Raw genomic sequence first — 20,403 nt, 5'->3', positions numbered from 1 at the left:
ATGAGTGCGTTCCCGGACCGTCGGACCGTGCTGCGCGGGACCGCGCTCGCCGGCATCGCCTGCTTCGGCGCCGCGGCCTGCGCCGCGGGGGAGCAGGGCTCGGGCGCCCGGCCGTCCTCGGACGCGCCGGTGGAGCTGGGTCCGGCCGCGGAGGTGCCGGTCGGCGGCGCCAAGCTCTACGCCGCGCAGCGGCTACTGGTCTCGCAGCCCACCAAGGGCGAGTTCAAGTGCTTCAGCAGCGTGTGCACGCACATGGGCGGGACCCTGAACAAGATCGAGAAGGGGCAGGCCGTCTGCCCGCTGCACGGCAGCCACTTCGAGGTGGCCACCGGCAAGGTCGCCCAGGGGCCGGCGTCCAGCCCCCTGGAGGAGGTCCCGGTCAAGGTCAAGGGCGGCAAGCTGATGGCGGGCTGAGCCGCCGCCCGGCTCACCCCCAGTCCCAGGCGATCCCCAGGATCCCCTGCCGCACCCCTTGCTCCACCACGTGCACCGCGTGGTGCTGCCCGCTCAGCGTCAGCTCCTGCTGGCCGGTGCGCGGGGCGCCGGCCGACGCCTGGGTGAAGCGGCGGCAGCGCACCGGGAGCGCCACCTCGTCGAACCGCACCTGGAGGACGTACTGTCCGCCGGCGAAGCTGAACCCGCGCACGTACTCGGCACTGGGGCCGCCGCTGCCGTCCTCGAAGGCGTAGCCGAAGACGTGGGTGTCGCCGGCCCGCAGGCGGGTGTCGAAGAGCAGCTCGGCGACGACCACGCCGTTCGCCGCGTCCCCGCGCACCCGTCCCAGCCGGCAGTTCTCCGTGGCCCGGACCCGTACCCGGGACGGGTCGCAGCCGGCGTCGCCCCGGTGGATGGCGACATAGCGGTCCACCCCGTCCCGGTGGGCGCGCACCACCTGGAGCGACTCCCGTTCGCTCAGTTCGCGCCGCGGCCCGATCCGCACCCACTCGTGGTGGCCGACCGTGTGCAGCCCGCCGTCCACCGGGGTCTCCAGCTCGGCGAAGAGCTGCTGGAGGCAGTCGGCCGGGGCGACCAGGGAGCGGTAGGAACGGGCCGGCGGCCGCTCGGTCTCCGGGCGGGTTCCGCCCTCCGGCACCAGGAGCCGGTGCAGCGACCGGTCGGGCAGTCCGAGGACGTCCTCCAGGGCGCGGACCGCGCGCAGGGACTCGGGGCGCTGCGGGCGTCGGGCCCCCTGCTGCCAGTAGCTCAGGCTGGTGACCCCGATGGTGATGCCGCGCTGGGCGAGTTTGTGCTGGACGCGGGTGAGTGCCAGTCCGCGTGCGGTGAGTGCGCTGCGCAGGGCGAGGTGGAACGGGCCGGTCCGCAAGAGCTGTGCCAACTCGCCGGAAACTGGAAGGTTTTGCGTCATATTGGGAGCGTTCTGTGCCATTGCCTCAATCCTCCGGCGCGCGACGTGAACATTCACAACCGGGACGCACGGCGCGCGCTCTCCCTGCCTCGTCACTGCAGGACGCCGGGCGTCGGCCGTTCACTTCCGGGCCCGTTCGTCCACACCCCCATGTCACCTCGCATTGAAGCGTGTTGACCTGCCTGCGACAACACCTGATGCTCCTCAACAGCATCCGGATGCGCTCCTCTCCCCCCTCACCCGTTGACCGGGAGGAACGCCATGTCCCAACCCCTTCACGCCCGCCGTCGGCGCGGTAGATGGCTGTCGGCAGCCGTGCTCACCGCGGTGGCGCTGACCGCGCTCCCGGGGACCGCCAGTGCCGCCCCACCGGCCGCCGGCGAAGCCCCGCAGACCGTCAGTGCCGCCCCACAGGCCGCCAACCGCCTGGACATCACGATGCAGGCACAGGAGAACACCAACTGGTGCTGGGCCGCTTCGGGCAACACCATCGCGACCTGGTACGGCAGGAAGTACAGCCAGAACCAGTTCTGCAACGCCGCCTTCAACCGCCAGCAGGGCTCCACCTGCCCCAACAACCAGGCCACGCTGGGCAATGTGCAGAATGCACTCGACTGGATGGGGATCAATTCTGGCTCATATGTGACCGGTTGGCTCCGCTACAGCACGGTCCAGAGCGAGATCAACGCCAAGCGTCCCATCGAGTCCCGCATCCAGTGGTCGTCCGGCGGCGGCCACATGCACGTCATCTACGGCTACGACGCCTCCCGGAACTGGGTGTACTGGGGCGACCCCTGGGCCACCAACAACCGTTACAACTGGGGCGACTTCGACAACTACGTGAACGGCAGCTCCTTCTCTTGGACGCACTCCCTCTACCGGATAGGGGCCTGAGGTCATGACGAAGCGCACCGTCGCCCGCGCCGCCGCCACGGGCACGCTCGCCGCCGCCTTCCTCGGCCTGGCCCCGCTCACCGCGTCGGCCGCCGACGTGCCCGTGCCGCAGGCCCCGCCGCGCACCGCCGTCAGCGCCGCCCGTGACGTGGCCACCTCCGCCGCGACCGCGGACACCCTGGCCCGCTTCTTCGCCGCCGCACCGGCCAAGGACGGCGCCCGGGCCGAGGGCGGAGCAGGTCTCGCCGCCCCGCCCTCGACCGCCCCGCGCATCGAGGGCGCCACCGTGCCCGTCTACGTCCTGTCGCCCGACTTCGTCCGCGGCAAGGCCGGGACCCCCGTCGCCCGGGTGGAGTTCATGGCCAGCAAGGCGGTCGCCGCCGACGGCCGCACGGCCTCCGTGTGGACCGCCCGGAAGGGCTCCGCCTGGAAGGTCGTCAACATCGCCAGCGGCGACGACGAGACCCGCTACACCGCGGCCGCGCAGGGTGCCGGAACGGTTTTCCACGAGCCGCAGATCGACGCCTGGTACGTCCAGCGCGGCGACCGCATCGAGCCCCTGGACGCCGCGGCCCGCAAGGCCGTGGGCGCACACGGCACCACCGTCGCCGCCTACCGGAAGCGGGTCACCGAGGCGTACGGCGACAAGCTCCCCGGCTCCGCGTACGACAAGCGCGGCGAGGCCGGCGGCTTTGGCCCCGACGAGGCACCGGCCGCCGACACCGGCCGCGCGCCGCAGCCGCTCGCGGCCTCCGCGGTGGACACCGGGGATCCGACGAACGGCGCGGTGACCGCCGCCTCGACCGTGGCGGGCGGCGCCGCCCTGCTCGCCCTGGGCCTGTCGGCAGCGGCGGCGGTGCGGCGGCGACGCAGCCGCTGACCGGACACCGCACCACGGCACCACCGCACCACCGGAGTCCGTCCCTCCGCCCCGTCCACCGGGTATCGGAGGGGCGGGCTCCGCCGCTACGGCCCTGATTGTCGGTGGCGGTCAGTAGGGTGGTGGGCATGGCAGACCCCAGCAGCTATCGACCCAAGCCGGGACAGATCCCCGACTCGCCGGGGGTCTATAAATTCCGCGACGAGCACGGCCGGGTCATCTACGTGGGCAAGGCCAAGAGCCTGCGCCAGCGCCTGGCCAACTACTTCCAGGACCTGGCCGGCCTCCATCCGCGCACCCGCACGATGGTCACCACCGCCGCCTCGGTGGAGTGGACCGTCGTCTCCACCGAGGTCGAGGCGCTCCAACTCGAATACAGCTGGATCAAGGAGTTCGACCCGCGGTTCAACGTCAAGTACCGCGACGACAAGAGCTATCCGTACCTCGCGGTGACCCTGGGCGAGGAGTTCCCCCGCGTCCAGGTGATGCGCGGCGCCAAGAAGAAGGGCGTCCGCTACTTCGGCCCGTACGCCCACGCCTGGGCCATCCGCGAGACCGTCGACCTGCTGCTGCGGGTCTTCCCCGTGCGGACCTGCTCCGCCGGCGTCTTCAAGCGCTCCGCCCAGATCGGCCGCCCCTGCCTGCTCGGCTACATCGGCAAGTGCTCGGCCCCCTGCGTCGGCCGGATCTCCCCCGAGGAGCACCGCGAACTCGCCGAGGAGTTCTGCGACTTCATGACGGGCCGCACCGGCGCCCACATCCGCCGCCTGGAGCGCGGGATGCAGGAGGCGGCCGAGGAGATGGAGTACGAGCGCGCCGCCCGCCTGCGGGACGACATAGGCGCGCTCAAGCGGGCCATGGAGAAGAGCGCGGTGGTGCTCGCCGACGCCACCGACGCCGACCTGATCGCCGTCGCCGAGGACGAACTCGAAGCCGCCGTCCAGATCTTCCACGTCCGCGGCGGCCGGGTGCGCGGCCAGCGCGGCTGGGTCACCGACAAGGTCGAGGCGGTCACCACCGGCGATCTGGTCGAGCACGCCCTCCAGCAGCTCTACGGCGACGAGCAGGGCGACGCGGTGCCCAAGGAGGTCCTGGTGCCGGCGCTCCCGGAGCCGGTCGAGCCGGTCGCCCAGTGGCTCACCCAGCGCCGCGGCTCCCAGGTCTCGCTGCGTATCCCGCAGCGCGGCGACAAGAAGGACCTGATGGCCACGGTCGCGCGCAACGCCCAGCAGGCGCTGGCCCTGCACAAGACCAAGCGCGCCTCCGACCTGACCACCCGCTCCCGCGCCCTGGAAGAGATCGCCCAGGCCCTCGACCTGGACACGGTCCCGCTGCGCATCGAGTGCTTCGACATCTCGCACCTCCAGGGCGAGGACGTCGTCGCCTCGATGGTGGTGTTCGAGGACGGGCTCGCCCGGAAGAGCGAATACCGGCGCTTCCAGATCAGGAGCTTCGTCGGCCAGGACGATGTGCGTTCCATGCACGAGGTCATCGGGCGCCGCTTCCGGCGCTACCTCCAGGAGAAGCAGAAGTCCGGGGAATGGATCGAGGAGCCGACCGCCGAGGACCCCGCCGGGACCGCCGCCGTGGACCCGGCTGCGGACCCGGCTGCGGAACCGGCGGTCGATGCCGATTCCGCCGACCACCTCACCGACGAGGACGGCCGCCCCAAGCGGTTCGCCTACCCGCCCCAGCTCGTGGTCGTCGACGGCGGCGCCCCCCAGGTGGCGGCCGCCCGCCGGGCCATGGACGAGCTGGGCATCGACGACGTCGCGGTCTGCGGCCTGGCCAAGCGCCTGGAAGAGGTCTGGCTGCCCGGCGAGGACGACCCGGTGGTGCTGCCGCGCAGCAGCGAGGGGCTCTACCTCCTCCAGCGGGTCCGCGACGAGGCGCACCGCTTCGCGATCACCTACCAGCGCAACAAGCGCGGCAAGCGGCTGAAGTCCTCCCCACTGGACACCGTCCCCGGGCTCGGCGAGAGCCGCCGGCAGGCGCTCCTCAAACACTTCGGCTCGCTGAAGAAGCTGCGGGCCGCCACGGTCGAGGAGATCTGCCAGGTCCCGGGCGTCGGCCGGAAGACCGCCGAGACGGTCGCCGCGGCGCTGGCCACCGCGGCCCCGCCCGCCCCCGCGGTGAATACCGCCACAGGAGAGATCATTGAGGATGACGGGGCCCCACCGGCCGCGTTGTCAGCAGAACGGGGGCAGGACCGATGAGCACACCGCACGAGACGCAGGAACCCGAGAGAGACGGTGCACAGGTGAGTACGGGCACGATGCGCGAAGCCGACCAAGGCGAGAGCGCCGCGATCCCCGAGCTGGTGATCATCTCCGGCATGTCCGGCGCCGGCCGCAGCACGGCGGCGAAGTGCCTGGAGGACCTCGGCTGGTTCGTCGTCGACAACATCCCGCCCGAGCTGATCCCGCCGATGGTCGAACTGGGCGCCCGCTCGCAGGGCAACGTCGCCAGGATCGCCGTGGTCGTCGACGTCCGCGGCCGTCGCTTCTTCGCCAACCTCAAGGAGTCGCTGGCCACCCTCGACGCACAGAACGTCAAGCGCCGCATCGTCTTCCTGGAGTCCTCCGACGAGGCCCTGGTGCGCCGCTTCGAGTCCGTCCGCCGCCCGCACCCCCTCCAGGGCGACGGCCGGATCGTCGACGGCATCGCCGCCGAGCGCGACCTGCTGCGCGAGCTGCGCGGCGACGCCGACCTGGTCATCGACACCTCCAGCCTCAACGTCCACGAACTCCGCGCCAAGCTCGACGCCCAGTTCGCCGGCGAGGAGGTCCCCGAGCTGCGCGCCACGGTCATGTCCTTCGGCTTCAAGTACGGCCTGCCGGTCGACGCCGACATGGTCGTCGACTGCCGCTTCATCCCCAACCCGCACTGGGTCCCCGAGCTGCGCCCCTTCACGGGCCTGAACGAAGAGGTCTCCCAGTACGTCTTCAACCAGCCCGGTTCCAAGGAGTTCCTGGACGGCTACACCGAGCTGCTGCGCCTGGTCGCGGCCGGCTACCGCCGCGAGGGCAAGCGCTACGTGACCATCGCCGTCGGCTGCACCGGCGGTAAGCACCGCAGCGTCGCGATGTCCGAGAAGCTGGCCCGCCGACTGATCTCCGAGGGCGTGGAGACGGTCGTCGTGCACCGGGACATGGGGCGCGAATGACCCCCCGCGCGCCACGGCTGCGCCGGGTCCGCCGCTTCGTCCCCAGCGCCCGCATGGCGAAGGGCGCCACCCCCAAGGTGGTGGCGCTCGGCGGCGGCATGGGCCTGTCCGCCTCGCTCGCCGCGCTGCGCCGCATCACCCGGGACCTGACCGCCGTGGTCACCGTCGCCGACGACGGCGGCTCCAGCGGCCGGCTCCGCGACGAGCTGGGTGTGCTGCCCCCCGGCGACCTGCGCAAGGCGCTGGCCGCGCTGTGCGGTGACGACGACTGGGGCCAGACCTGGGCCCGGGTGATCCAGCACCGCTTCCACAGCGAGGGCGAGCTGCACGACCACGCGGTGGGCAATCTGCTGATCGTCGCGCTGTGGGAGCAGCTCGGCGACCATGTCCAGGCGCTCGACCTGGTCGGCAAGCTGCTCGGCGCGCACGGCCGGGTGCTGCCCATGTCGGCGGTGCCGCTGGAGCTCCAGGCCCAGGTCAAGGGGTTGGACCAGGATCACCCGGACGAGATCGGCACGGTCCGCGGCCAGGCCACCGTCGCCCTGACCCGCGGCGAGGTGCAGTCCGTCCACGTCGTCCCCGAGGACCCGCCGGCCGTCCCGGAGGCGGTCGCCGCGGTCCGCGACGCGGACTGGGTGGTGCTGGGCCCCGGTTCGTGGTTCTCCTCGGTCATCCCGCACCTTCTCGTGCCCGAGTTGCGCGAGGCACTGGAGGAGACCCAGGCGCGAAAGGTGCTCTCGCTCAACCTCGCACCCCAACCCGGAGAAACCGAGGGCTTCTCCCCGCAGCGTCATTTGGAGGTTTTGGCCCGACACGCCCCTAAACTCGCCTTCGACGTGGTGCTGGCCGACGAGGCCGCGGTGCCCGACATCGATGGTCTGACGGTTGCCGCCAAGCAGCTGGTGGGCAGCGAGGTCGAGCTGGCCGCGGTCGCTGCACGCGGAGAGGACACCCGGTCAGGTGCCGGGGGAGCCCCCGACCGGCACGATCCGGAACTGCTGGCAGCCGCGTACGACCGTATTTTTCGGATGCATGGAAGGATCGGCCCATGGCGATGACGGCTGCGGTGAAGGATGAGATCTCCCGGCTCCCCGTCACCCGGACCTGCTGCCGGAAGTCGGAGGTCTCGTCGATCCTGCGGTTCGCGGGTGGTCTGCACCTGGTCAGTGGCCGCATTGTGATCGAGGCGGAGCTCGACACGGGCATCGCCGCCCGCCGGCTCCGCAAGGACATCCTGGAGATCTTCGGCCACTCCTCCGACCTGGTGGTGATGGCCCCCGGCGGACTGCGGCGCGGCAGCCGCTACGTGGTCCGCGTGGTGGCCGGCGGCGATCAGCTGGCCCGGCAGACCGGCCTGGTCGACGGCCGCGGCCGTCCCATCCGCGGCCTGCCTCCACAGGTGGTCTCCGGCGCGACCTGCGACGCCGAGGCCGCCTGGCGCGGTGCCTTCCTCGCCCACGGCTCGCTGACCGAGCCCGGCCGCTCGTCCTCCCTGGAGGTCACCTGCCCCGGCCCCGAGGCCGCCCTCGCCCTGGTCGGCGCGGCCCGCCGGCTCGGCATCGGCGCCAAGGCCCGCGAGGTGCGCAGCGTGGACCGCGTCGTCGTCCGGGACGGTGATGCCATCGGCGCACTGCTGACGCGGCTCGGTGCCCATGAGTCGGTGCTGGCGTGGGAGGAGCGGCGGATGCGCCGCGAGGTCCGGGCCACCGCCAACCGCCTCGCCAACTTCGACGACGCCAACCTCCGCCGCTCGGCGCGGGCCGCGGTCGCCGCCGGCGCCAGGGTCCAGCGCGCCCTGGAGATCCTCGGCGAGGAGGTGCCGGAACACCTCGCCGCCGCCGGCCGGCTGCGGATGGAACACAAGCAGGCGTCCCTGGAGGAGTTGGGGGCGCTGGCCGATCCGCCGCTGACCAAGGACGCGGTCGCCGGGCGGATCCGGCGGCTGCTCGCGATGGCCGACAAGCGGGCCCAGGACCTGGGCATCCCGGGCACCGAATCCAACCTCAGCGAGGAACTCGCGGACGGCATGGTCAGCTGACCCGGAGCGCCCCTCGTTCACCCGCGCCCCCGACACCCGCACCGGGTGTCGGGGGCGCGTGCGTGCGGACGCCGTGAGGGGGTGCGCACGGGTAGGCGTCAGAGGGGCTCGAAGCCGCTCACCTGAGCATCTTTGGGCGCCGATGTCAATGTCACGTACGTCTCGTTCAGGAGGTAGGGTCGGAGGCGGTCGGGGACAGTCCATACACCTCGCCGGTATCCAAAACCGGCGTACCAACGAGGAGATCGGTTCGTGACGATCCGCGTAGGCATCAACGGATTCGGCCGCATTGGTCGCAACTACTTCCGCGCGCTCCTGGAGCAAGGTGCGGACATCGAGATCGTCGGTGTCAACGACCTGACCGACAATGCCACCCTGGTCCACCTGCTGAAGTACGACACCATCCTGGGTCGTCTGAAGCAGGACGTCAGCCACACCGACGACTCCATCACGGTCGGCAACCAGACCTTCAAGACGATGGCCGAGCGCGACCCCGCCAACCTCCCCTGGGGCGAACTGGGTGCCGACATCGTCATCGAGTCGACCGGCATCTTCACCAAGCGCGAGGACGCCGCGAAGCACCTCGCCGCCGGCGCCAAGAAGGTCCTGATCTCCGCGCCCGCCAAGGGCGAGGACATCACCATCGTGATGGGCGTCAACAACGACAAGTACGACGCGGCCAACCACCACGTCATCTCCAACGCGTCCTGCACCACCAACTGTGTGGCGCCGATGGCCAAGGTTCTCGACGAGAACTTCGGCATCGTCAAGGGCATGATGACCACGGTCCACGCGTACACCAACGACCAGCGCATCCTGGACTTCCCGCACAGCGACCTGCGTCGCGCCCGGGCCGCCGCGGAGAACATCATCCCGACCTCGACGGGTGCGGCCAAGGCCACCGCCCTGGTCCTCCCGCAGCTCAAGGGCAAGCTGGACGGCATCGCCATGCGCGTCCCGGTCCCCACCGGCTCGGTCACCGACCTGGTCCTGGAACTCGACCGCGAGGTCAGCAAGGACGAGATCAACGCCGCCTTCCAGAAGGCCGCCGAGGGTCAGCTCAAGGGCATCCTGGAGTACACCGAGGACCCGATCGTCTCCTCGGACATCGTCAACTGGCCGGCCTCCTGCACCTTCGACTCCTCCCTTACGATGGCGCAGGGCAACCAGGTCAAGATCGTCGGCTGGTACGACAACGAGTGGGGCTACTCCAACCGTCTGGTGGACCTCACCGTCTTCGTCGGTGGCCAGCTCTGATCACTGCCTGACGTCACCCAAGGCACCGGAATGTGTGGACGGGGCTCGTAGGACGCGGTAACGCGTCGTACGGGCCCCGTCCCATGACGGACTACAACGGAGTCACTTCATATGAAGACGATCGACGACCTCGCCACGGAAGGCGTCGCAGGCAAGCGGGTCTTCGTCCGCGCCGATCTCAACGTTCCGCTGGACGGCACCACCATCACCGACGACGGCCGGATCCGCGCCGTCGCCCCGACGATCGCCAAGCTGGCCGGGCTCGGCGCCAAGGTGATCGTCGCCTCCCACCTGGGCCGTCCCAAGGGCGCCCCGGACCCCGCCTTCTCGCTGGCCGCCGCGGCCGAGCGGCTCGGTGAAATCCTCGGTCAGAACGTGGCGTTCGCCACCGACACGGTCGGCGACTCCGCCCGCGCCGTGACCGTGGACCTGGCCGACGGTCAGGTGGCCGTCCTGGAGAACCTCCGCTTCAACGCGGGCGAGACCAGCAAGGACGACGCCGAGCGCGGCGCCTTCGCCGACCAGCTCGCCGAGCTCGCCGACCTGTACGTCGGCGACGGCTTCGGCGCCGTGCACCGTAAGCACGCCTCGGTCTTCGACCTGCCCAAGCGGCTCCCGCACGCCGCCGGCGACCTGATCGCCACCGAGGTCGGCGTCCTGAAGAAGCTCACCGACGACGTCCAGCGCCCCTACGTAGTGGTGCTCGGCGGCGCCAAGGTCTCCGACAAGCTCGCCGTCATCGACAACCTGCTCAAGAAGGCCGACCGCATCCTGGTCGGCGGCGGCATGGCGTACACCTTCCTGGCGGCCAAGGGCCACGAGGTCGGGATCTCGCTGCTCCAGAAGGACCAGATCCCGGTCTGCCTGGAGTACCTGGCGGAGGCGGAGAAGCGCGGCGTGGAGTTCGTGCTCCCCGTCGACGTGCTGGTTTCGGCCGACTTCCCGGACCTGAAGACCAAGGCCCCGGCCACCTTCGACGTCGTCGCCTCGGACGCCATCCCGGCCGACAAGGAGGGCCTGGACATCGGCCCGAAGACCCGCGAGCTCTACGCCGCGAAGCTCGCCGACGCGGGCACCGTCTTCTGGAACGGCCCGATGGGCGTCTTCGAGCACCCCGACTACGCGAACGGCACCAAGGCCGTGGCGCAGGGGCTGCTGGACTCGGCCGCCTTCACCGTCGTCGGCGGCGGTGACTCGGCCGCCGCGGTGCGCCTGCTCGGCTTCGACGAGAATGCTTTCGGCCACATTTCGACCGGCGGCGGCGCCAGCCTCGAATACCTCGAAGGCAAGACGCTCCCCGGCCTCGCCGCTCTGGAGGACTGAACAACCGTGAGTGACCGCACCCCGCTGATGGCGGGCAACTGGAAGATGAACCTCAACCACCTTGAGGCCATCGCCCACGTCCAGAAGCTCGCCTTTGCCCTCAACGACAAGGACTTCGACGCCGTGGAGGTCGCGGTCCTGCCGCCCTTCACCGATCTGCGCTCGGTGCAGACCCTCGTCGACGGCGACAAGCTCAAGTTCAAGTACGGCGCCCAGGACCTGTCGGCGTACGACTCCGGTGCCTACACCGGTGAGATCTCCGGCGCCATGCTGGCCAAGCTCAAGTGCACCTACGTGGCCGTCGGCCACAGCGAGCGCCGCCAGTACCACGGCGAGGACGAGGAGATCTGCAACGCCAAGGTCAAGGCCGCGTTCAAGCACGGCCTGACCCCGATCCTGTGCGTCGGCGAGGGCCTGGACGTCCGCAAGGCCGGCAACCAGGTCGCGCACACCCTCGCCCAGGTCGACGGCGGCCTGAAGGACGTCCCGGCCGCGCAGGCCGAGACGATCGTGATCGCCTACGAGCCGGTGTGGGCCATCGGCACCGGCGAGGTCGCCACGCCCGAGGACGCGCAGGAGGTCTGCGGCGCCATCCGCGGCCGCCTCGCCGAGCTCTACAGCCAGGAGCTGGCCGACAAGGTCCGCATCCAGTACGGCGGCTCGGTCAAGTCCGGCAACGTCGCGGCGATCATGGGGCAGCCGGATGTCGACGGCGCCCTGATCGGCGGCGCGGCGTTGGACGCGGACGAGTTCGTGAAGATCGTCCGCTTCCGCGATCAGTAGCAGCTATGACGACGGGCCCGGCCCGTCGTACCCTGTCGGGGCCGGGTCCGGTGTCGTGCGCACCGCCCGGCCCCGCACCGTCCGGCCCCGCCGGGCGGTCGGTACGTTCCGTCCGACAGTCCTCAGAGAGTTGGTCCAGCCGTGGTCATCGGGTTCTCGATCGCCCTCATCATCTTCAGCGTGTTGCTGATGATGTTGGTGCTCATGCACAAGGGGAAGGGCGGCGGTCTGTCCGACATGTTCGGCGGCGGTATGCAGTCCTCGGTCGGCGGCTCCTCGGTCGCCGAGCGCAACCTCGACCGCATCACCATCGTGATCGCTCTGCTCTGGTTCGCCTGCATCGTGGTGCTGGGCGTCATGGTCAAGCTCGGCAGCTGACATACCGTCTAGGGCGCGGCCTATCATGAAGGCAGCGTCCCGGGACGGTAACTCGTGTCACTGGACGCGCGTTGGGCCTTTCGTAGACTGGGGCGCCCGCAGCGCAGTCGCTGTGAGAGGCACGCGGCACCATTACGCAGGGAGTTACGACCGTGGCAAGTGGCAACGCGATCCGAGGAAGTCGGGTCGGGGCGGGGCCGATGGGGGAGGCGGAGCGTGGCGAGTCCGCGCCGCGCATCCGCATCTCCTTCTGGTGCTCCAACGGGCACGAGACGCAGCCCAGCTTCGCCGGCGATGCCCAGGTGCCGGACACCTGGGACTGCCCGCGCTGTGGTTTCCCGGCCGGCAAGGACCGGGACAGCCCGCCGGACCCGCCGCGTACCGAGCCGTACAAGACGCACCTCGCCTACGTCCGGGAGCGCCGCAGCGACGCCGATGGTGAGGCGATCCTGGCCGAGGCGCTCGCCAAACTCCGCGGCGAGATCTGACGGAACCGCACCACACGTTCACACAGTTCACCACGACCGGCCCGGCCGGAGGGACACCGCGTCCCTCTCGCCGGGCCGGCCGCGTTTCCGGGTCCCGGCACGTAGTGCCGGGCGGGGCCGGTGGCATCTGAGGCGTGGGATGGGGAGGTTGCCCTAGGCCCGTTGTCAGTGCTCGACCGTACGGTTTGGGGAGGTGGATCCCGCTCGGGGATCCCCGGGGCGCGGTACGGGGGCGGGCATGGCGGGGACGGGAGCGGGCGGTGCGGCGGGAGTTGCCGGGTTCGCCTGGGGCGGTGGGTTCGGGCGGTTGTGGAGCGCCGCCGTCGTCTCCCGCTTCGGTGACGCGCTGCGGGGCACCGCCCTCCCGCTGCTCGCCCATGCGGTGACCACCGATCCGCTGCTGATCGCGCTGGTCACCGCCTGCGGGTTCGCGCCCTGGCTGGTCTTCGGGCTGCTCGGTGGCGCGGTCGCCGACCGGGTCGACCAGCGTCGGGCGATGTGGGCGGTCGATCTGCTGCGCGGGCTGCTGATGGGCGGTTTCGCGGTGGCCGTGGCGGCGGGTGCGGCCGGTATCGGGTTGCTGCTGGCGCTGGCCTTCGCGCTCACCACTCTCCAGACGCTCTTCGACAACGCCGCTACCGCCCTGCTGCCGGCGGTGGTGCCCAGGGAGGCGCTGACCACCGCCAACGCCCGCCTGATGACCGGGCAGGAGGTCGTCGGCCGGTTCGTCGGGGGACCGGTGGCGCCGGTGTTGATCGGGGTGAGCGTCGCGCTGCCCTTCGTGGCCGACGCGGTGACGTATCTGATCGCCGCCGCTCTGGTGGCGTCCCTGCGCACCGGTGCACCGCCCCGGCCGCCGGCCCCCTCCGGGCGCACCCTGCGGCGGGAAATCGCGCAGGGCGTACGGGCGTTGTGGGGCGATCGGGTGCTGCGGGGGTGCTGCCTCTCGGTGGCGTTGGGCAACGTCGGCATCGGTGCGCTGATCGCCGAGCTGGTCGTGATCGTCAAGGACTGGCTGGGCGCAGGCGACTTCGGCTACGTCGCGGTGACCACGGGATACGGCGCCGGCACGGTGCTCGGCGGGCTGCTGGTCGGCCGGGTCGTCGCCGCGGTCGGCGGCCAGCTCCGCACCCTGCTGTGGGCCGGTGTGGTGCAGACCGCGGTGCTGGTGGTGTTCGGCACGGTGCGCGCGCTGTGGCCCGCGGCCCTGGCGCTGGGCCTGTTCGGCTTCGCCGGCACGGTGTGGAACGTCCTGGAGACCACGGTGGTGCAGCAGCGCGCCCCGGAGGCGATGCTGGGCCGGATCAGCTCCGCGTTCCGCACGGTCTCGATCGCCGGGACCCCGGTGGGCGCGCTGCTGGGCGGCGGGGCCGCGGTGGTCTGCGGGCCCAACTCCCCGGCGCTGGTGGCCGCCGCGCTGCTGGGGGTGGGCGCCGTGGTGCTGATACCGGTTGTTCGGGGCGGCGACAGCACCTCGTCCGACAGGGGACAGATACCTCATACCGCGCCCTGATCAATTAGGTTGGAGGACGGCGGGGCCGCTACGAGACGAAGAAGGCTGATGTCCGAAATGAACGCAGAAGGCCGCGGCAGGCTCGACCAGATGCCTGAGTGGACCGCGTTGAGCAAGCACCGCGAGCAGATGGGGGAGGTGCACCTGCGCGAGCTGTTCGACAAGGACCCCGGTCGTGCCGAGCGCCTGACCCTCCAAGTCGGCGATCTGCACCTGGACTACTCCAAGCACCTGGTCACCGACGAGACCCTGCGGCTGCTCCGCGAACTGGCCGCGGCGACCGGCGTGGCCGAGCTGCGGGACGCGATGTTCCGCGGCGAGAAGATCAACATCACCGAGCACCGCTCCGTGCTGCACACCGCGTTGCGCGCGCCCGGCTCGGCGGTCATGGCCACCGACGGGGAGAACGTCGTCCCCGCGGTGCAGCACGTCCTGACGAGGATGGGTACCTTCGCCGACCGGGTCCGCTCCGGGAACTGGAAGGGCCACACCGGCCGGCGCATCAAAACGGTCGTCAACATCGGTATCGGCGGCTCGGATCTGGGCCCCGCGATGGCGTACGAGGCGCTGCGCGCCTACACCCACCGGGACATGCAGTTCCGCTTCGTCTCCAACGTCGACGGCGCCGACCTGCACGAGGCGGTCCGTGATCTGGACCCGGCCGAGACGCTGTTCATCATCGCCTCGAAGACCTTCACCACCATCGAGACGATCACCAACGCCACCTCCGCCCGCGACTGGCTGCTGGCCGGCCTCGGCGCCGGAGAGGAAGCGGTCGCCAAGCACTTCGTGGCGCTGTCGACCAACGCCGAGAAGGTCGCCGGCTTCGGCATCGACACCGACAACATGTTCGAGTTCTGGGACTGGGTCGGCGGCCGCTATTCGTACGACTCCGCCATCGGTCTGTCGCTGATGGTCGCGATCGGTCCGGAGCGGTTCCGCGAGATGCTGGCCGGCTTCCACCTCGTCGACGAGCACTTCCGGACCGCCCCGCCGGAGGAGAACGTCCCGCTGCTGCTGGGCCTGCTGGGGATCTGGTACGGCAACTTCTGGGACGCCCAGTCGCACGCCGTGCTGCCCTACAGCCACTACCTCTCCAAGTTCACCGCCTACCTCCAGCAGTTGGACATGGAGTCCAACGGCAAGTCCGTGGACCGCCAGGGCCGGCCGGTGGACTGGCAGACCGGCCCGGTGGTCTGGGGCACCCCCGGCACCAACGGCCAGCACGCCTACTACCAACTGCTCCACCAGGGCACGAAGACGATCCCGGCCGACCTGCTCGGCTTCGCCCAGCCGGTCGAGGACCTCCAGCCGCACCTGGTGGCCCAGCACGACCTGTTGATGGCCAACCTCTTCGCGCAGGGCCAGGCGCTGGCGTTCGGCAAGACCTCGGACGAGGTGCGGGCCGAGGGTGTCGCCGAGGAACTGGTGCCGCACCGCACCTTCCAGGGCAACCACCCCACCACCACGATCCTGGCGTCGGAGCTCAGCCCGTCGGTGCTGGGCCAGTTGATCGCGCTCTACGAGCACAAGGTGTTCGTCCAGGGCGCGGTGTGGAACATCAACTCCTTCGACCAGTGGGGCGTCGAGCTGGGCAAGGTCCTGGCCAAGCGCGTCGAACCGGCGCTCACCGAGGGCGCCGACGTGCCGGGACTGGACGCCTCCACGGCCGGCCTGGTCGCCAAGTACCGTGAGCTGCGCGGGCGTTGAGGCAGTACGCCGACGGCCCCACACCCGCGGGGGTGTGGGGCCGTCGGCGTGTGCGCGACGCTCCGGTGGGCCCGGTGCGCCGCCCGGCTCAGGAGGACGCCGGGGGGTAGAGGGCGCGGGGCAGTTGGGCGGCGGCCGCCTCGTCCAACAGCCACAGCGTCCGGCTGCGGCCGCGTGCCCCGGCCGCCGGGGCCTGCACCTCACCGGCACCGGACAGGGCGATGGCCGCGGCGTTGGCCTTGTCCTCGCCGGCCGCAAGCAGCCACACCTCCCGTGCCGCGCGGATCGCGGGCAGGGTCAGCGTGACCCGGGTGGGCGGCGGCTTGGGGGCGCCGTGCACCCCGACCACGGCCCGCTCCCGCTCGTACACCGCGGGGAGTTCGGGGAAGAGCGAGGCGACGTGGGTGTCCGGGCCGACGCCCAGCAGCAGCACGTCGAAGGACGGCACCGCGCCGCCCGCGTCGGTAGCCGCTGATCGGTAGTGCTCCGGGCTCGCGGCGGCGGCGAGTTCGGCCGCGTACGCCTCCGCTGCGGCGTCCGCGTCATGTCCGTACGGGCCGTCCGAGGGCGCCATCGGGTGCACCCGGGCCGGGTCCAACGGGACGCTGTCCAGCAGCACCTCGCGGGCCTGGGTGTAGTTGCGCTCCGGGTCGCCGTCCGGCAGGAACCGCTCGTCGCCCCACCACAGGTCCAGCCGGGACCAGTCGACCGCGTCCCGGGCGGGCGCCTCGGCCAGGGCCGCGAGCAGCCCGTTGCCGTTGCGCCCGCCGGTGAGCACGACGGAGGCGGTGCCGCGGGCCGACTGGGCATCGACGATCTTGGTGATCAGTCGGGCCGCGGCGGCCTTCGCCATCAGCTCCTTGTCGCGGTGGACGACGACCTGCGGTGTGCTCACTTGGCGGCCGCCTTCTTGGCGGGCGCCTTCTTCGCAGCCGGCTTGGCCGGGGCGCTGTCCGCGTCCGCGGCCTTGCCGGTGGCCGGGTCCGCCGCGGCCGGTGCCGCCGGCTGCCCGCCCGGCTCGCCGATCCGCTCCACGCCGTACTTCAGCGCGGCGGCGTAGATGTCGTCCGGGTCGAGCCGGCGCAGCTCCTCGGCGAGCAGCTCGGAGGTCTCCCGCCGCTTGAGCGCCACCGCGCGGTCCGGCTGGCCGCGCATGGAGAGGGTGGCCAGGGAGCCGTCCGGGCGGTCCAGGACAATCGTTCCGCCACTGGACTCCAGCCGTACCGCGGTGAGCCCGGGGCCGGCCGAGACGGTGCGCTCGACCGGTACGTCCAGCCTGCTGGCGAGCCACATGGCGAGCAGTTCGCAGCTCGGGTTGAACTCCTCGCCCTCGACCACGGCCGAGGTGACCGTGCACGGCGACTGGTCGAGCGCCGCCGCCAGCATCGAACGCCAGGGCGTGATCCGGGTCCAGGACAGATCCGTGTCACCCGGGGTGTACGTGTCGGCGCGTGCGGAGAGGTCCCGGACGGGCTCCTCGGAGGCGTAGGCGTCGGTGACCCTGCGCTGCGCCAGCGCGCCGAGCGGGTCCTTGGCCGGGTCCAGCGGGGCGTTGACCGCCCACCAGACCACGACCGGGGCGTCCGGCAGCAGCAGCGGCAGCACCACGGACTGGGCGTGGTCGATCGCCTCGCCGTACAGCCGCAGCACCACCGTCTCGCCGGTGCCGGCGTCCGTGCCGACCCGCACCTCGGCGTCCAGGCGGGCCTTGGCGCGGTCGCGCGGCGACCGGCTGACCCGCTTGATCACGACGAGGGTGCGCGAGGGGTGCTCGCGGGAGGCGTCGTTGGCGGCCCTCAGGGCGTCGTAGGCGTTCTCCTCGTCGGTGACGATGACGAGGGTGAGCACCATGCCGATGGCCGGGGTGCCGACGGCGCGGCGGCCCTGGACCAGTGCCTTGTTGATCTTGCTGGCTGTGGTTTCCGTCAGATCGATCTTCATGGCCGACGCCAGCTCCGTCCGTCTCGTGCGAGCATTTCGTCCGCCTCGACGGGGCCCCAGGTGCCCGACGGGTACTGCGCGGGCTTGCCGTGCTTGTCCCAGTACGTCTCGATCGGGTCGAGGATCTTCCAGGAGAGCTCGACCTCCTCCAGGCGCGGGAAGAGGTTGGCGTCGCCGAGCAGCACATCGAGGATCAGCCGCTCGTACGCCTCGGGGCTGGACTCCGTGAAGGACTCGCCGTACGCGAAGTCCATCGACACATCGCGCACCTCCATCGAGGTGCCGGGCACCTTGGAGCCGAACCGCACGGTCACGCCCTCGTCCGGCTGCACCCGGATGACCAGGGCGTTCTGCCCCAGCTCCTCGGTGGCGGTGTGGTCGAACGGGGAGTGCGGGGCGCGCTGGAAGACCACCGCGATCTCGGTGACCCGGCGGCCCAGGCGCTTGCCGGTCCGGAGGTAGAAGGGGACGCCCGCCCAGCGGCGGTTGTCGATCCCCAGCTTGATCGCGGCGTAGGTGTCGGTCTTCGACCTGGGGTCGATACCGTCCTCCTCGACGTAGCCGACGACCTTCTCGCCGCCCTGCCAGCCGGCCGTGTACTGCGCCCGGACGGTCTCCTTGCCGAGGTCCTTGGGCAGCCGGACGGCGCCCAGCACCTTGGTCTTCTCCGCGACCAGCGCGTCCGCCTCGAAGGAGGCGGGCTCCTCCATGGCGGTCAGCGCGAGCAGCTGGAGAAGGTGGTTCTGGATGACGTCACGGGCGGCGCCGATGCCGTCGTAGTAGCCGGCCCGGCCGCCGATGCCGATGTCCTCGGCCATCGTGATCTGCACGTGGTCGACGTAGCTGCGGTTCCACAGCGGCTCGAACATGGTGTTGGCGAACCGCAGCGCCAGGATGTTCTGGACCGTCTCCTTGCCCAGGTAGTGGTCGATCCGGAAGACCTCGTTGGGCGGGAAGACCTCGTGGACGATCCGGTTCAGCTCCTGAGCGCTCTCCAGGTCGTGGCCGAAGGGCTTCTCGATCACCGCGCGGCGCCAGGAGTCCGCCTTCTGATCGGCCAGCCCGTGCTTCTTGAGCTGCTGGACGACCTTGGGGAAGAACTTCGGCGGCACCGAGAGGTAGAAGGCGAAGTTGCCGCCCGTCCCCTGCGCCTTGTCGAGCTCGTTGATGGTGTCCTTGAGCGTCTCGAAGGCTTCGTCGTCGTCGAAGTTGCCCTGGACGAAGCGGCAGCCCTGGACCAGCTGCTGCCAGACCTCCTCGCGGAACGGCGTACGGGAGTGCTGCTTGACGGCCTCGTACACCTCCTGTGCGAAGTCCTCGTCCTCCCACTCGCGACGGGCGAAGCCGATCAGCGAGAAGCCCGGCGGCAGCAGACCTCGGTTCGCGAGGTCGTAGACGGCGGGCATCAGCTTTTTGCGCGACAAATCGCCCGTGACGCCGAAAATGACCAGGCCCGACGGCCCCGCGATGCGCGGGAGCCGTCGGTCCGCGGCGTCACGGAGCGGGTTCGCTCCATGAACAGCGGTCAAGGGATCAGCCCTCCGAAGGAGCGAGGCGCGCAAGCTCCGCCTCGGTCGACTTGAGCAGGTCGTTCCAGGACGCCTCGAACTTCTCCACGCCCTCGTCCTCCAGGAGCTGCACGACGTCGTCGTACGAGATCCCGAGCGCGGCGAGCGCGTCGAGGTCGGCCTGGGCGGCGGCGTAGGTGCCGCGCACCGTGTCGCCGGTGATCTGGCCGTGGTCGGCGGTGGCCTGCAGGGTGGCCTCCGGCATGGTGTTGACCGTGCCCGGGGCGACCAGCTCGTCCACGTACAGGGTGTCCTTGTACGCGGGGTCCTTCACGCCGGTCGAGGCCCACAGCGGACGCTGCTTGTTGGCGCCCGACTTGTCGAGGGCGGCCCAGCGCTCGGAGGAGAAGACCTCCTCGTACGCCTGGTACGCCAGCCGGGCGTTGGCCAGCGCGGCCTTGCCCTTGAGCGCCTTGGCCCCGTCGGTGCCGAGCTGCTCCAGGCGCTTGTCGATCTCGCTGTCCACGCGGGACACGAAGAACGACGCCACCGAACGGATCTTGGACAGGTCCAGGCCCGCGGCCTTGGCCTTCTCCAGGCCCGCGAGGTAGGCGTCCATCACCTCGCGGTAGCGCTCCAGCGAGAAGATCAGGGTGACGTTGACGCTGATGCCCAGGCCGATCACCTCGGTGATGGCCGGCAGGCCCGCCTTGGTGGCCGGGATCTTGATCAGCGTGTTCGGGCGGTCCACCAGCCACGCCAGCTGCTTGGCCTCGGCGATGGTCGGCGCGGTGTGGTGCGCCAGCCGCGGGTCCACCTCGATGGAGACCCGGCCGTCCTGACCGCCGGTGGCGTCGAAGACCGGGCGCAGCACGTCGGCGGCGTCCCGGACGTCGGCCGTGGTGATCATGCGGATGGCCTCGTCCACGGTGACCTTGCGGGTCGCCAGGTCAGCCAGCTGCTGGCTGTAGCCGTCGCCCGAGGAGATCGCCTTCTGGAAGATCGACGGGTTGGTGGTGACGCCGACGACGTGCTGCTGGTCGATCAGCTCGGCCAGGTTGCCGGACGTGATGCGCTTGCGCGACAGGTCGTCCAGCCAGATCGCCACGCCCTCGTCGGAGAGGCGCTTGAGTGCGTCTGTCATGGGTTTAAGCATCT

19 protein-coding genes are annotated in these 20,403 nt (G+C 71.0%); 14 read left to right on the top strand and 5 right to left on the bottom strand.

What is annotated here, in order from left to right; translation table 11 throughout:
- The gene (locus tag ACFVT2_RS06790; protein WP_390012993.1) at nucleotides 1–414 is read left to right on the top strand and encodes a Rieske (2Fe-2S) protein; all 414 of its coding nucleotides are present in this window, start codon (nucleotides 1–3) and stop codon (nucleotides 412–414) included.
- A 13-nt stretch (nucleotides 415–427) separates the two neighbouring features.
- Here the strand turns inward: ACFVT2_RS06790 and ACFVT2_RS06785 are convergent, their stop codons facing one another.
- Nucleotides 428–1,366, bottom strand: coding sequence for a hypothetical protein (locus tag ACFVT2_RS06785; RefSeq protein WP_390012991.1), 939 nt, complete (start codon nucleotides 1,364–1,366; stop codon nucleotides 428–430).
- A gap of 261 nt (nucleotides 1,367–1,627) precedes the next feature.
- Here ACFVT2_RS06785 and ACFVT2_RS06780 point away from each other — a divergent pair, with 261 nt between their 5' ends.
- The 13 genes from ACFVT2_RS06780 to pgi all read left to right on the top strand — a co-directional run bounded on the left by ACFVT2_RS06780 (nucleotide 1,628) and on the right by pgi (nucleotide 15,796).
- Complete coding sequence (locus tag ACFVT2_RS06780; RefSeq protein WP_390012989.1) at nucleotides 1,628–2,260, top strand: papain-like cysteine protease family protein; 633 nt, start codon at nucleotides 1,628–1,630, stop codon at nucleotides 2,258–2,260.
- A gap of 4 nt (nucleotides 2,261–2,264) precedes the next feature.
- Nucleotides 2,265–3,140 carry a hypothetical protein gene (locus ACFVT2_RS06775; protein WP_390012987.1) on the top strand — a complete coding sequence of 292 codons (876 nt, stop codon included), beginning with the start codon at nucleotides 2,265–2,267 and terminating at the stop codon, nucleotides 3,138–3,140.
- Nucleotides 3,141–3,268: 128 nt separating this feature from the next.
- Nucleotides 3,269–5,356: an excinuclease ABC subunit UvrC gene (gene uvrC / locus ACFVT2_RS06770; RefSeq protein WP_390012985.1), complete on the top strand. Its 2,088-nt coding sequence runs from the start codon at nucleotides 3,269–3,271 to the stop codon at nucleotides 5,354–5,356.
- The gene (gene rapZ / locus ACFVT2_RS06765; RefSeq protein WP_390012983.1) at nucleotides 5,353–6,306 is read left to right on the top strand and encodes an RNase adapter RapZ; all 954 of its coding nucleotides are present in this window, start codon (nucleotides 5,353–5,355) and stop codon (nucleotides 6,304–6,306) included. The genes uvrC and rapZ overlap by 4 nt, the downstream gene beginning before the upstream one ends.
- On the top strand, nucleotides 6,303–7,364 hold the full coding sequence (gene yvcK, locus ACFVT2_RS06760; RefSeq protein WP_390012981.1) for a uridine diphosphate-N-acetylglucosamine-binding protein YvcK: 1,062 nt from the start codon (nucleotides 6,303–6,305) through the stop codon (nucleotides 7,362–7,364). The genes rapZ and yvcK overlap by 4 nt, the downstream gene beginning before the upstream one ends.
- Nucleotides 7,355–8,344, top strand: coding sequence for a DNA-binding protein WhiA (gene whiA, locus ACFVT2_RS06755; protein WP_390012979.1), 990 nt, complete (start codon nucleotides 7,355–7,357; stop codon nucleotides 8,342–8,344). The genes yvcK and whiA overlap by 10 nt, the downstream gene beginning before the upstream one ends.
- A 252-nt stretch (nucleotides 8,345–8,596) precedes the next feature.
- A complete protein-coding gene (gene gap / locus ACFVT2_RS06750) occupies nucleotides 8,597–9,601 on the top strand; it encodes a type I glyceraldehyde-3-phosphate dehydrogenase (protein ID WP_390012977.1) in 1,005 nt (334 codons plus the stop codon).
- 111 nt (nucleotides 9,602–9,712) lie between these two features.
- Nucleotides 9,713–10,924, top strand: coding sequence for a phosphoglycerate kinase (locus ACFVT2_RS06745; RefSeq protein ID WP_390012975.1), 1,212 nt, complete (start codon nucleotides 9,713–9,715; stop codon nucleotides 10,922–10,924).
- Nucleotides 10,925–10,930: 6 nt separating this feature from the next.
- Nucleotides 10,931–11,707, top strand: coding sequence for a triose-phosphate isomerase (gene tpiA, locus ACFVT2_RS06740; protein ID WP_390012974.1), 777 nt, complete (start codon nucleotides 10,931–10,933; stop codon nucleotides 11,705–11,707).
- Nucleotides 11,708–11,848: 141 nt separating this feature from the next.
- On the top strand, nucleotides 11,849–12,085 hold the full coding sequence (gene secG, locus ACFVT2_RS06735; RefSeq protein WP_390012972.1) for a preprotein translocase subunit SecG: 237 nt from the start codon (nucleotides 11,849–11,851) through the stop codon (nucleotides 12,083–12,085).
- Between the two features lie 152 nt (nucleotides 12,086–12,237).
- Complete coding sequence (locus ACFVT2_RS06730; RefSeq protein WP_016578660.1) at nucleotides 12,238–12,573, top strand: RNA polymerase-binding protein RbpA; 336 nt, start codon at nucleotides 12,238–12,240, stop codon at nucleotides 12,571–12,573.
- A 238-nt stretch (nucleotides 12,574–12,811) separates the two neighbouring features.
- Complete coding sequence (locus tag ACFVT2_RS06725) at nucleotides 12,812–14,086, top strand: MFS transporter (RefSeq protein ID WP_390012970.1); 1,275 nt, start codon at nucleotides 12,812–12,814, stop codon at nucleotides 14,084–14,086.
- Nucleotides 14,087–14,143: 57 nt separating this feature from the next.
- Nucleotides 14,144–15,796 carry a glucose-6-phosphate isomerase gene (gene pgi / locus ACFVT2_RS06720; protein WP_390013213.1) on the top strand — a complete coding sequence of 551 codons (1,653 nt, stop codon included), beginning with the start codon at nucleotides 14,144–14,146 and terminating at the stop codon, nucleotides 15,794–15,796.
- Nucleotides 15,797–15,884: 88 nt separating this feature from the next.
- Here the strand turns inward: pgi and pgl are convergent, their stop codons facing one another.
- From pgl to tal, 4 genes are read right to left on the bottom strand one after another with little or no spacing between them, the layout of a single operon-like run.
- Nucleotides 15,885–16,691, bottom strand: coding sequence for a 6-phosphogluconolactonase (gene pgl, locus ACFVT2_RS06715; RefSeq protein ID WP_390012968.1), 807 nt, complete (start codon nucleotides 16,689–16,691; stop codon nucleotides 15,885–15,887).
- Nucleotides 16,688–17,737 (bottom strand): glucose-6-phosphate dehydrogenase assembly protein OpcA, encoded by a 1,050-nt coding sequence (opcA, locus tag ACFVT2_RS06710; protein ID WP_390012966.1) that lies wholly within the window; start codon nucleotides 17,735–17,737, stop codon nucleotides 16,688–16,690. Before opcA ends, pgl begins: the two co-directional genes overlap by 4 nt.
- Nucleotides 17,734–19,266 (bottom strand): glucose-6-phosphate dehydrogenase, encoded by a 1,533-nt coding sequence (gene zwf / locus ACFVT2_RS06705; RefSeq protein ID WP_390012964.1) that lies wholly within the window; start codon nucleotides 19,264–19,266, stop codon nucleotides 17,734–17,736. Before zwf ends, opcA begins: the two co-directional genes overlap by 4 nt.
- Before the next feature lie 4 nt (nucleotides 19,267–19,270).
- Nucleotides 19,271–20,389 carry a transaldolase gene (gene tal / locus ACFVT2_RS06700; protein ID WP_390012962.1) on the bottom strand — a complete coding sequence of 373 codons (1,119 nt, stop codon included), beginning with the start codon at nucleotides 20,387–20,389 and terminating at the stop codon, nucleotides 19,271–19,273.
- Between the last annotated feature and the right edge of the window lie 14 nt (nucleotides 20,390–20,403).

Source organism: Streptomyces sp. NPDC058000 (assembly GCF_042886435.1).
Classification (GTDB): domain Bacteria; phylum Actinomycetota; class Actinomycetes; order Streptomycetales; family Streptomycetaceae; genus Streptomyces.
The sequence above is the reverse complement of the archived record's forward strand: the minus strand, read 5'-3'. Positions and strand labels throughout refer to the sequence as shown.